At 27.3% G+C, this 12,490-nt stretch carries 14 protein-coding genes and 1 pseudogene; 5 read left to right on the forward strand and 10 right to left on the reverse strand.

The window, feature by feature from the left end; genetic code table 11:
• Both IC219_RS16475 and IC219_RS16480 read right to left on the reverse strand, forming a co-directional pair.
• A partial coding sequence (locus IC219_RS16475) for a collagen-like protein (RefSeq protein WP_227861663.1) occupies positions 1 to 623 on the reverse strand: 623 nt, incomplete at its 3' end.
• Between the two features lie 78 nt (positions 624 to 701).
• Complete coding sequence (locus IC219_RS16480; protein WP_227435695.1) at positions 702 to 1,778, reverse strand: glycosyltransferase; 1,077 nt, start codon at positions 1,776 to 1,778, stop codon at positions 702 to 704.
• Between the two features lie 279 nt (positions 1,779 to 2,057).
• Here IC219_RS16480 and IC219_RS16485 point away from each other — a divergent pair, with 279 nt between their 5' ends.
• Positions 2,058 to 2,549: a DUF2284 domain-containing protein gene (locus tag IC219_RS16485; RefSeq protein ID WP_227435693.1), complete on the forward strand. Its 492-nt coding sequence runs from the start codon at positions 2,058 to 2,060 to the stop codon at positions 2,547 to 2,549.
• Between the two features lie 377 nt (positions 2,550 to 2,926).
• On the opposite strand, the gene clpP is transcribed toward IC219_RS16485, so the two are convergent.
• The 7 genes from clpP to IC219_RS16520 all read right to left on the reverse strand — a co-directional run bounded on the left by clpP (position 2,927) and on the right by IC219_RS16520 (position 8,247).
• Positions 2,927 to 3,511, reverse strand: a complete 585-nt coding sequence (clpP, locus tag IC219_RS16490) for an ATP-dependent Clp endopeptidase proteolytic subunit ClpP (protein ID WP_227435691.1) — start codon at positions 3,509 to 3,511, stop codon at positions 2,927 to 2,929.
• Positions 3,508 to 3,990 (reverse strand): helix-turn-helix domain-containing protein, encoded by a 483-nt coding sequence (locus tag IC219_RS16495; protein WP_227824512.1) that lies wholly within the window; start codon positions 3,988 to 3,990, stop codon positions 3,508 to 3,510. Before IC219_RS16495 ends, clpP begins: the two co-directional genes overlap by 4 nt.
• 134 nt (positions 3,991 to 4,124) lie before the next feature.
• On the reverse strand, positions 4,125 to 4,568 hold the full coding sequence (locus IC219_RS16500) for a DUF3021 family protein (protein WP_227481831.1): 444 nt from the start codon (positions 4,566 to 4,568) through the stop codon (positions 4,125 to 4,127).
• 15 nt (positions 4,569 to 4,583) lie between these two features.
• Positions 4,584 to 5,021, reverse strand: a complete 438-nt coding sequence (locus tag IC219_RS16505; RefSeq protein WP_227831741.1) for a LytTR family DNA-binding domain-containing protein — start codon at positions 5,019 to 5,021, stop codon at positions 4,584 to 4,586.
• A 57-nt stretch (positions 5,022 to 5,078) separates the two neighbouring features.
• A complete protein-coding gene (locus tag IC219_RS16510) occupies positions 5,079 to 5,936 on the reverse strand; it encodes an ABC transporter permease (protein ID WP_227831742.1) in 858 nt (285 codons plus the stop codon).
• Positions 5,929 to 6,672 carry an ATP-binding cassette domain-containing protein gene (locus IC219_RS16515; protein ID WP_227831743.1) on the reverse strand — a complete coding sequence of 248 codons (744 nt, stop codon included), beginning with the start codon at positions 6,670 to 6,672 and terminating at the stop codon, positions 5,929 to 5,931. Before IC219_RS16515 ends, IC219_RS16510 begins: the two co-directional genes overlap by 8 nt.
• A gap of 168 nt (positions 6,673 to 6,840) precedes the next feature.
• The gene (locus IC219_RS16520) at positions 6,841 to 8,247 is read right to left on the reverse strand and encodes a PLP-dependent aminotransferase family protein (protein WP_227831744.1); all 1,407 of its coding nucleotides are present in this window, start codon (positions 8,245 to 8,247) and stop codon (positions 6,841 to 6,843) included.
• A 114-nt stretch (positions 8,248 to 8,361) separates the two neighbouring features.
• Between IC219_RS16520 and IC219_RS16525 the strand changes: the two genes are divergently transcribed.
• The 4 genes and pseudogenes from IC219_RS16525 to IC219_RS16540 all read left to right on the forward strand — a co-directional run.
• Positions 8,362 to 9,030, forward strand: a complete 669-nt coding sequence (locus IC219_RS16525; protein WP_227824514.1) for a phenylalanine--tRNA ligase beta subunit-related protein — start codon at positions 8,362 to 8,364, stop codon at positions 9,028 to 9,030.
• A gap of 1,544 nt (positions 9,031 to 10,574) precedes the next feature.
• Positions 10,575 to 10,886 carry a DUF6442 family protein gene (locus IC219_RS16530; protein ID WP_227831745.1) on the forward strand — a complete coding sequence of 104 codons (312 nt, stop codon included), beginning with the start codon at positions 10,575 to 10,577 and terminating at the stop codon, positions 10,884 to 10,886.
• A 4-nt stretch (positions 10,887 to 10,890) separates the two neighbouring features.
• Positions 10,891 to 11,097, forward strand: a complete 207-nt coding sequence (locus IC219_RS16535) for a helix-turn-helix transcriptional regulator (protein WP_227831746.1) — start codon at positions 10,891 to 10,893, stop codon at positions 11,095 to 11,097.
• A gap of 416 nt (positions 11,098 to 11,513) precedes the next feature.
• A pseudogene (locus tag IC219_RS16540) lies at positions 11,514 to 12,065 on the forward strand (PD-(D/E)XK nuclease family transposase); the annotation flags it as partial.
• Here IC219_RS16540 and IC219_RS16545 read toward each other — a convergent pair.
• On the reverse strand, positions 12,029 to 12,490 hold the full coding sequence (locus IC219_RS16545) for a nitroreductase family protein (RefSeq protein WP_227831748.1): 462 nt from the start codon (positions 12,488 to 12,490) through the stop codon (positions 12,029 to 12,031). The pseudogene IC219_RS16540 and the gene IC219_RS16545 overlap by 37 nt on opposite strands.

The following is a 12,490-nucleotide window of genomic DNA, read 5'->3' on the forward strand; positions in this document are numbered from 1 at the left end:
GCACTTCCTGGTGTGCATTCTCGTGTTCCACTAGTTGCTATACGTCCCCCTCCAAATCCTGCTCCTCTTGTTTCTCCGATGGTACGTTGTTGCTTTGGTGGTCTAGCTGCTCCTGTTGCTCCTGTTGGACCTGTTGCTCCTGTTACTCCATCTGCTCCTGTTGCTCCTGTTGCTCCTGTTACTCCTGTTGGACCTGTTGCTCCAGGTGTCCCTGTTGCTCCTGTTGGACCTATTAAACCTGTTGCTCCTGTTATTCCTACTCCTGTTGCTCCCGTTGGACCTGTTGGGCCTGTTACTCCAAATCCTGTTGCTCCTGTCGCTCCTGTTGGACCTACTGACCCTGTTGGACCTGTTGGACCTATTAACCCTGTTGCTCCTGTGTTTCCTGTTACTCCTGTGTTTCCTGTTGGGCCTGTTGGACCCATTGGTCCAGTTGGACCTGTTGGGCCTGTTGGACCTGTTCTACCTCTTGGACCCATTGGTCCGGTTGGACCTATACATGATGGTGGGCAACCATGATGACAGTCACAACTATTACAACTATCACAACTGCTATTGCAATCATCATAGTTGTTATCATGGTTATTACCATCAAATGGGCCAAAATATTTATTTCTACTCATTACTTAAAGCACCTCCTAATATATTTGAGCTTTCATGCTCTCTATATAATATGTCAAAATTAGTATTATTGTGACTTATCAATAACTTTTATATTTACTAAAATAATTTTCATTGTACAAAATAGCACTATCGTTAGGTTTGATTTCTTTTGCTTTTTCATGATAAGATATCGCTTTATCCATTTCTCCTAGTTTGTCATAGCATACACTTAATTGTATATATGGTAAGTATCCATAACAATCATTTGACTTAAATCCTCCATTAATGTCATTTTTATCTCTAGTTAATGCTACTTTATACCAAAAAATAGCTTCTTTATATCTTTGTCTATCAAACAAGTGCTTTCCTATATCACAGCAAACTTCTGCTCTTGGCTCATCAAATTCAAAGCTTCTAAATAAAGAATATAAGGCACTTTTTTCATCATTAATTAAGTAATAACATGTGGCTAAATCTCTGCAAGCACTTATACAATCCTCAATCCACCCTTTTGAAGAGTCTAAAAACTTAGTAAAACCTTCTATAGCATCTTTATATCTTGCATTATAATACAATTCTCTTGAGTAATAAAACTGATGTCTTGGCTCCAATATCCTACCTTCTGAAATCATTTTTTCAAAAATTCTGAGATTTCTTAAAGGGTCCTGTCTATGAAGTTTTTTATGTGATATTGCAATGTCAGAATAAAATATTTCTCCAACAAGAGGTATTACTTCATGAATAGGGTCAACCCATTTATAATTAGAACTTCTCTTAAATAAGCGTTCTCTATAATATGATAAAGTTGGTTTTCCGTTTTCATCAAATGATACATTGTATTTTGCCATGACCATATCAATAGAAGTATCTAAATTTTCTTTAACTTTTGATAGTTCTTTTCTATCCTCTTCTAAAATTATGTCATCTGCATCAAGCCACATTATATAGTCTTTAGAAGCTTTAGAAAATGAAAAATTTCTCGCAGCAGAGAAGTCATCTATCCATTCGAAATCGTACACCATGTCTGTATATTTTGAAACTATTTCTTTTGTGGAATCTGTGGAACCAGTATCTACAACTATAATTTCATCTACTAGATCCTTTACACACTCTAAACATCTGCCTATAACTTCTTCTTCATTTTTAACAATCATGCACAAACTTATTGTAATCATAATGTACAACTCCTTTGTCTTTTATATATTACAGACATAAGTAATATATGGTATTTACTCTTATTTTGTTATTGAAATATGGAAAATTTTTAACGACAAAAAATTAGTAGGTAAGTTTATTTATCATATATGTTTATAGTTCATTTTTATTTAATTCATAATTTAAATATATCGATTTGATTGATATTTATTTTTGCGTTACCATAAGTATAAGAATACGTAAAATTTAACCATTCATACAAGATAAAAAATAAAACTATTTTTGATAGGAGGTAAATTATGAAAAAATACTTTGAAATATTAAAATCTAGTGGAGCTGACATTGCAGTTTCAATAGACCCTAAAACGATTGTCACAGCAGCATGGACAATTTATAAGTGTCAGTTTGGTTGTAATACATATGGTCATAGTCATTGTTGTCCACCCAATACTCCAACCTATCAACAGACGCAAGCAATAATAGATTGTTACAAAAAAGCTATTTTATTTCGATGTCATAAAATGAGTATTGTTACTCCTTTAGCTGTTGAAATAGCAAGAGAACTTTTTTTAGATGGATATTATAAATCAATTGCTTTTGGAAGTGGCCCTTGTACAAAGTGTGCTAAATGTAATCCTGATACTTGTAGTTTTCCTAACAAGACTGCTCCATCAATGGAAGCATGTGGTATTGATGTTTTTGCTACAGTAAGGTCAAATGGACTTGAAATAAATACTTTACGAGAAAAAGGAGAAATTCAAAACCACTTTGGCTTATTATTAGTTGATTAAAAAAATTAATATTTTCTACTGAACTTTTTATATCAATTTTTTGTATTTATTATCTGCATAATAGTATGCAATTATATATTATAAACTTATATTTATAATCTTCTTTATCTTTTATCATAAGTTCATAGGATTTACATCTAAATTAACCCCTTATGCAAATTAACCAGTGTGGTCTATAAGTTATCATATCATTGCAACCACATTGGTTAATATCTCTAGAAAATCTCTAAACTGATACGTAAAATTACTATTTATTACTTATTTACTTGACATTTTAAAAAACTTCTTTTTTTAAACAAAAAAATAATCATGTTCATTTAAACATGATTATTTTGACATTAGTTATATACTATAAATTAAGCTTTTAAAATAATACTCTACTCACACTTCTCCATTATATGATCAATCAATCCATATTCTTTAGCTTCCTTTGCAGTCATAAAATTATCTCTATCTGTATCTACTCTAATATCTTCTATTGATTTTCCAGTATTCTCAGAAAGAATTCTATCTAATTTTTCCTTTGTTCTCAACATATTATCTACTGCTATTTTTACATCTGTTGCTTGCCCTTTAGCTCCACCCATAGGTTGATGTATCATAATTTCTGCATTAGGTAAGGCATATCTTTTTCCTTTTGTACCTCCAGAAAGTAAAAAAGCGCTCATACTTGCAGCCATACCAATACAAATAGTTGATACATCACATCTTACATAGTTCATAGTATCGTATATAGCAAACCCTGATGTTACAGCCCCTCCTGGGCTATTTATATATATAGTTATATCTGCATCTGGGTCTTCTGATTCTAAGAATAGTAATTGAGCTACTACTAAACTTGCAATAGCATCATTAATTTCTTCGCCTATAAATATAATTCTATCTTTTAATAGTTTTGAATATATATCATAAGACCTTTCACCTTGACCTGTCTGTTCAATTACATGTGGTACTAAACTCATGCTACTTTCACCTCACAATTAATATTAAAGTTGAGATAAGAATTGATTTCATCTCTTCTTCGTTCATAACTAATACTTGTATAAGAAATACAATCTACATTTTGGATTTGATGATTTGGATTTAAAACAAATCTTTGTTGAATAGGATAAAATTCATCTTTACTTCTATATACTTGTGGAGATTCTTTATATAAAGTTTTAAATGCTAATGTGAAAGACTGGTGTGTAGCATATCCAACTGTAAGAGCTATATCTATAATGTATTTATCTGTAAATACAAGTTGTCTAGCTGCTTCAGTAAGTCTCCTTCTTTTAATATATTGATACATAGTACATCCCACAATGTTTGTAAACATTCTGTGTAAGTGATATTTTGAATAACTAGCAACATCAGCCATTTTATCTAGATTTAGATTTTCTGTAAGATGTTCTTCTATATAATCAATGATTTCCATAATTACATCTGTATTTGTTTTCAACCTCATCATCTCCTTTTAAGTATTATAACTCATACAAGAATTTTCTTCTTAATATAAATTGCTATCTTAAATTAATGACTGATATAAAAACTCAATTAATAATAAATTTATAATTTGTTGAATTGTCTTAGCTATTATTTACTAATTTTATTTTTCCTATATTCTTTCAAACCTTTATTTAATAAAATAGATTCTTCCTTATCTCTTTTACAAGTAGCAAGTGTTATACAAAGATAGATAATAAATATAGATAGTGCTATAAACAGAGTTTGAAAAATATGACCACTATCAATCCAATTACTTTTAAATGAAAACCACAGAACGAAAACAAATAGAAAAATTATATGAATTACTTGGCGAATTAGTAACTCTTTTCTACCTAGTTCTCGTTTTGAATAAAAAATTAATGTGGATAGAGATGTGACCAATGCAATTAATAAAATCTGTTGGAAAATATTTATACTAAATGTCTCATCAGGGCTAAATACTAAACAAGAAGTAAAAACAGATATTAAAACTCCTGTAGTTATCATACAAAAATAACGAACTACATACTTTAGTGTATTTATTAAATTCATATTCAATCAACTCCTTTATATCTTTAGTTTTTTCTTCAACATTGGTACATATTGGCGTGAAATAATTGTCTTTTCACCATTATCTAGTATTACTTCAAATCTACCATTAAACGCTGGTACAATTGAGTCTATTTTTGTAAGATTTAATATTACAGACTTAGATATTCTAAGAAAGTCACTATTAAAAAAAATTTCCTCAATCTGATAAAGCTTCTTCTTAAACTCATAAACATCATTTTTACAATAAAGATAAGTGTGGTTATCTACAGATTCGAAGTAATAGATATCTAAAGGATTGATACGATAGAGTTGTTCATTTTTATATGCTATAAGAGACTCTCTTTGCATCTTGATGTTAAAAATCAATTTAAGTATTTCATCATCAATATTTCTGCATCTTATTATAATTTCATCCTCTTCTCCGTCTAAGGGAGTTTCAATTATTACCTTCACTCTAACACATCCTTTCTTTTGATTTCTATAAAAAGACTATAGTATATTTTCCTACTATTAATTTCTAGCTTTTTTTCTTGATACCATAAGTATAGTAACAAAATAAAATACTATTGCAGAAATAACTAGAAACATAATATGAATTGAATTTTCAGACAAACTGCCAATACCACCAAATGTTACTCCCATATGCTCATTAAATTCAGTTAATGCATTTGTTGAATCCACAAATGTTACTTTTGATGGAGACTCCGTAATAATTTGTCTAAGCAATACAGTCCCATGTGAAATTGGAAATAACTTTATAAGGGTTTGCACTGCTTGAGGTAAGCTTCCAATAGGTATATAAATTCCTGTCAAGAATCCAATAAGAGTACCTATAATCGTAGAAGCAGTTGAAAATGTATCTATGCTATTTAACAAATTTACAATAAAAAATATCATTGCACTAGATGATAAAACGGTTAATAAAATTACACCAATAACCTTTATAATAGAAAGCATAGGTAAAAATTGTCCCCCACTTGATACAATATATATCTCTGCAAGTATAAATGTAAATATACTCATAATTACACCAATTAAATATGAACTTAAAATATATCCTCCTACCAGCTCTCTTGTTTTAACAGGTGAACAATAAAAATCTTTGTTTCTTTTTAACTCCTTATCCAATACTGTAACTCCAAAAGAACCCATTGTTGTAGTTACAGAAACAACAGAAATAATTCCTGCCATTGCCCAACTATTCATTAATATGTCTATATCTTTAATATTTGGATAACCTTCCTTTAAATTTTCTCCTAAAAAAATAACATAGATGCTGATTACAATTATTGCACCTAAAAAAGATGAAAATACTCCTCTTTTATTTCTTAAAAAAATCATTATATTTCTTTGTGCTATATTAAACATTTTTTTCACCTCTATTTCTAACTATAGTCAAAAATACATCATCTAAATTATTTGCTTTGTATTTATATTTTAGTTCATGAGGTGAACCTTTTGCTGTTATAACACCATAGTCAAGCATTACAATATAATCAGCTTTTGAAGCCTCCTCCATATAATGGGTTGTAAGAACTATAGAAAAACCATATTGTTTTTGTAATTTTAATATAGTATCCCATACACATTTTCTAGATTCTGGGTCAAGCCCTGTTGTAGGCTCATCTAGAAACAGTATTTTAGGAGTATTTAAAAGAGCTCTTGCTATATCAGCCCTACGCTTTTGACCTCCAGACAATTTACCATATGGTCTATCTATAAATTCCATAGCTCCTACAGATAAAGCAGCTTTATGTACAATTTGTCTTACTTTATCTTTATTCTTGATATAAAATTTTGCACGAATTGTAAGATTCTCTCTTACTGTCAAAAGTAAATCTAGTATACTTTCTTGAAATACTACTCCAATTTTTTCTTTAATTTTATTATCCTCTACACCTAATTTATGCCCATCTATAATCACTTCTCCGCTATCATAACTCAATAACGTACAAAGAATATCAATTGTTGTAGATTTTCCAGCACCATTAGCTCCCAGTAATGCAAACAAATTCCCTTCCTCTACATAAAAATCAATCCCTTTCACAGCTTTAAAAGTATCATAGCTTTTTTGCAAATTAATTACTTCTATTATCTTATTCATACATTTCATCTACCTTCCTTAATTGATGATTTCAGAATACAATAAGTAATTTATCCACACAATACAACTGGAAGTATGTAGTATAAATGAATATGTGAGTTGTAAAAAAACTAAAGTAAAATACATACCTAAAAATAAGATATTGTAAAAAACCTTTCCTAATACATCTTAATTTGTATGTATTATTTTTCTAAGCATTCTTACTCCCTGTTCAATTTCATCAAAATTAAGATGAGCATATCCTAGGACAACTTCATGGCCATATTCTGCTTTATTCTCAATTGCATATTGCTGTATAGGATAAACCCTGATATTTGCTTTATAAATTTGATTGATTAGTTTTTCAGTAAAAATAACATTATAAAAATGAACAACTATGTGAAGCCCAGCTACTTGCCCCTTTATTTTAAATTCATTTATAAATTCAATATTCAAAATATCAATAAGATATTTACGCTTTCTATTATATAGCTTCTTCATTTTAAATATATGTTTTTCCAAACCTCCATTTTTAATAAATTCAGCTAGAACATACTGAGATATAGATTCTGTATGAACATCAGAATACATTTTTAAGGATTTATAATCATCTATTATATCATCTGGCAACAACATAAATCCCATACGAATGGCTGGAGATAGTATTTTACTAAACGAACCTATATAAATTACTTTATTTGGATTAAGTTCATAGAGGGAACTAATTGGTTGACCTTCATATCTAAATTCACTGTCATAATCGTCTTCAACTATATAGCAATTATTCTCTACTGCATATTTAATAAGTTCTAGTCTTCTTTGAATTGGTAAAATACCACCTAATGGATATTGATGTGAAGGTGTTGTATATATAAAAGAAACATCCTTTATAGATTTTATTAGGTTAGTATTTATACCTTTATCATCCACTTGAATCCCAACAACTGAATATCCCACAGTAGAAATTACCTTTAACAATCCTTTGTGGATAGGATCCTCCACAATAACTTTTTGATTATTTTTATATAAAACTTGTGATATTAAAGATAGCCCTTGTGTTGAACCAGAAACAATCATAATATTTCGTGGACTACATCTAATTCCTCTAATACGAAATAAATATTGTGATATTTCTTCTCTTAATTTCCACACCCCTGCAGTACTATTATATCTAAAATCTAAGTGTGACAAATCATGTAGTATTTGTTTATATAACTTTGATAATTCTTTGCGTGGAAATAGCTTTAATTCTGGAATTCCAGAACAGAAATCTATATAATTATTTTGTTTATACTCATGTAAACTATCTCTAATTTCAGAAGTATAGTCTAACTTAAAGTCAATTTGATGGTCTAATATTACTTTGGCTATAATTGTGCCATAGCCATGCCTTGTTTCCAAATATCCCTCTGCAATTAATTGATTATATGCATCTAACACTGTATTTCGTGATACAGAAAGTTCTTTTGCCAAAGTTCTAGATGAAGGTAGTTTTTGTTCAAAATTTAAGCTCCCGCTTAAAATCATGTCTTTTATCTCACAATAAATTTGTCTTGACAATGATATGCCACTATTTCTATTAATTGTAATCCACATTTTAATACCTCCAAAAGTGGTTCTATAAAATTACTATAAAAATGGAACTACAAAATCCATTTTTTACTTGCTAAGATTATACCATAAAACAAAAAATTAAAAGGAGTCTAAATTATGTTAGAAATATCAAGTAACACAAAGGAAATTTATCCCAATATTAAATTTGGAGTTATGATTGTAAATATGACCTATTCAACACCTAATGAAGAAAATTTTTTACTTCTTAAAAACTCTGAAATTGAAAATATTATTGCACAAAACCCTGAATACAATCGCAAAGAAAAAATTAAAACAGAGCCTCTTTCCAACTACATAAAGTATTATAAAAAATTTAAAAAAACTTATCCTGTATTACTTCAATTAGAATCCCTTTTACTAAAATCAAAAGGTATTCCAAATGTAAATCTGCCTATTCAAGCAATGTTTTTAGCAGAATTAAAAAATCTTCTTCTAACAGCAGGACATGACCTTGATAAGATAGAATTGCCTTTAAAAATAGATTTAGCAAATGAAAATGAACATTTTTATGGTATAGGAGAAAGAAAGCAAACTCTAACAAAAGACGATTTATTTTTATCAGATAACCTTGGTATACTATCTAGTATTCTTAATGGACCAGATAATCGTACACAAATTACAAAAAAAACTAAAAATATTCTATACTTTGTATATGCTCCTGATGGAATTTATGAAAAACAAATTTATAACCACCTAAGTGATATAAAGGATTATATTTTAAGCGGTTTTCCAGACTCGAAAATTGATTTAATTGATGTATTTTAATTAATATAAATATATTTTAATTAATATCAATGTATTTTAGTTAATATAATGAAAATTTAAGCTTAGCAGATATTCAAAGTATTAGTGGGTATTCTAAGTAATTAAAATAGTGAAGTATACATCATTGTTCAACTAGATATATACTTCACTAAAATTAATTTTATATAAGTATTAACTTTTTATAAAACTTTATTTTAAAAAATAACTCATTATATATCTCATATAGATAGTTTAATTTTATATCTAAAGAGTTTCATAAGAAACAATTTCATTTAAAGGAAGACGAGTTTTATCATGTCTATTTGGACTTTCTGGTGTTCCAACTTCGTATCCTATTAGTAATACCATGACTTTCTAGTCTCACTTGTCCTATTTCTAATGATGTTATATTTCTTAATATTGAATTTATTTATAACGAAAAATTTTATAATAGGTATAATTATAATAAAAGGTATCATCCAAATATTAAAACCTATAAACTTTATAATGTATAAAATAGTGGTTATTAATAAAGTCATTATTTGAATAATTGTGCTTATCATTAATATAATTTTATTATTAATATCTCCTTGTGCTCTATTAAATCTATCATACACATCGCTATCCTCAAAATTTTTTAAAGAAAGATTAGATGCCTTTTCTAAAATTAAGTTATCTAAACATAAATTGAATTTTAATTCAAATTTGTTTTTATAATAACCTATGAATGTTTCTATTATTAAGAGTAAAAAGTTTACAAATAAATATAAAAATACAATAATAAATATTTTTTCAATATTTTTATTACCTATTTGCAAAGAATTTATAATTTCTTGCATTAAATTAAGAGATAACAATGGTAGAATTGATAGTATTATTGAAGAAATAAAGCTGATAAAAATAAATTTTTTATCAGTATCTAATATTAATTTTATTATTCGCTTTATTTTTAAGATTTTATTATTTTTAATAATTATCACTTCCATTTTAATTAATAGTTACAGTTATATAAAGTTAAGTTATAACTGAAATAAACCATACATATAAATTTATTTTTAGAAATATTAATGACTTTTGATATTTGCAAATATGATGTGTAATTAAACTATTATTTTTAAACTATTATTAGAATTCATTTTTTTTTGAATATTCTATTTATTATTAGTATAATAATAGTTTTTTATAATTTCAACATTTATTTTTATACATGATAATACATGTCTTTATAATAAAACTTATAATAAAATTTATAATTTTATGTTATTAATATATGTTTCAAAAAATTATTACTATTAAATTTATAATTCTGCTATCTAAAAGAATAAAATTATGTTATTTTTTTAATATAATTTATTTTATCATTTAAAACAAATTAATAAAATATTAAAATTTTTACACTTTATTATTAAATTGTACTAGCAAAGTGATCTGTATCTACTAATATCTTTCTTCTTTAAATACTTAATATCTTAATCTATATTTGAATTTATTCTTGACAATAAAACTTGGCATGTTATAATAATATTAATACCAAGTAAACTTGCATATATAAAGGAGGTTTCTAAATGAATAAAGAAGAAATTTTAAAAAAGAGCCGCCAATCAAATAATGATGAAGGTATAAAATATATACAAGATAAAGGAAGATTAGTAGGTTATTTTGTATTTTGCTGTGTATATATTTTTATCATTCTATTTAATGCTTATGTAGATCAAAAAAGCTATGCTGCATCTTCATTATTTTGGGCATTTTTAGCTGCTGAGACTATTCCAAAATATAAATTTACACATAAAAAATCTTATATTATTGTTGGAATTATAGGTACAATTATTACTATTTTTTATTTAGTTAATTTTGTACTCTTATCATTGAGGTAGTCCAATGAAAAAAGAATTAATATTAAAAAATAACTTAAAAACAGCTAGGGAAGAAATAAATTTATCTCAGAGTCAATTAGCTGAATTAGTTGGTGTATCAAGGAACACTATCAGCTCAATAGAAACAGGAAAGTTCAATCCAACAGCAAAACTAGCACTTATTTTGTGTATAGCTTTAGATAAAAAATTTGAAAAATTATTCTATTTTTAATTATAGTAAACAATATAATAAATATAAAGTAAATTATCAGATGGATGAAATATACTTGATATAGATTCCATATCCAATAGATGGATAGATAAATACAAGAATAAACTCAAAGGAATAGGTTAAAAGAGTAAAATATATTTGCTCTTTTATTTTTTTGTATATTAATTTAAGATAAACAACTGAGATACATGCTAATAACAGGAAACGTTCTGCACTAATATATTAAAATTTCTTTTATTTTCAAATAAAAAGCGAATTTAACCCATATTAAATATGAGTATGAAAACTAAGCTATTTTAATTAGCAAATAAAAATTTAAACTGCATTTGTCAGTATCATAAAAATTAGGAGGTATATATATGAAAGATAAGATTAATTAATAAAAAGTTGATATAATAAAAGAAAGAGGTGTTGAAATGAAAGAGAAATTAGAAGAAAAATTGAAAATTAATAAAACATTAAAAGAACATAAAAGAACTTTAATTGAAGAAAAAGATAGAGAATGGGCTAAAAAAGTGAATGATATACTTGACAGAGGTGATTTTTCTAATGAAGAATTAGACAAGATTAGAAGTTTAATTCCAAAGGAAATATTGACTAGTGAAAATGTTGGAGAAGTTGTAACTGAGGATGGATATGCTAAACCTGAGTATGATGAAGTGTTTAAATCTTTATTTACTTTAAATAATGATTACGATTTACTTGCAAGCTTTATAAATGATATTCTTAAGGATGCTCCAGACGCCAATAAAAATATTAGACCATTTATTAAAATAAAGCGAATAATCAGAGTTGAGACTGACCCAACAATTAATTATGTAGGTGAAAAAAGACCTAGATTAGATATCTTAGCGGAAGATGAAGAAAAAAATCATATTAATATTGAGATGCAAAGAGCATCTGAGGATGACTATTTAGAAAGAGCTGAATACTATTTAAGTCGTGTACATGGTAGAAAATTAGAAGAAAGTAATATATTTACTGGCTCAAGATTATCTGACAAATTAAATTCTTCTCTAATTACATCTGGATTGAAATAGCATACCCATACACTCGCTAATCCAAGTTCAGTTGCTTGTAACATCATGTGATCAGTAACTATACTTGTATCAATATCTGTAAGTTGTTTACCATCAAAAGGTCTTGTCCAAACTTTATCCTTATCCCCACATACGATAATTGCTAATGGTGCATCATATATATTCGCAGCCTTAGAAACTTTATTAAGACCTTCTTTTTCTTGTATTACAATTAATCTTTGAGGCTGACGATTCCCCCCTGTTGGAGCTACTCTAGCAACTTCTAAAATTTTCTCAAGCTTTTCTTTTTCAACCTTTTTATCCTGATAATTACGACAAGAATATCTTTTTTTTGCGATTTCAACAAAATTCAT

The sequence above is a fragment of the Clostridioides sp. ES-W-0018-02 genome, from assembly GCF_020658175.1.
Classification (GTDB): Bacteria; Bacillota; Clostridia; order Peptostreptococcales; family Peptostreptococcaceae; genus Clostridioides.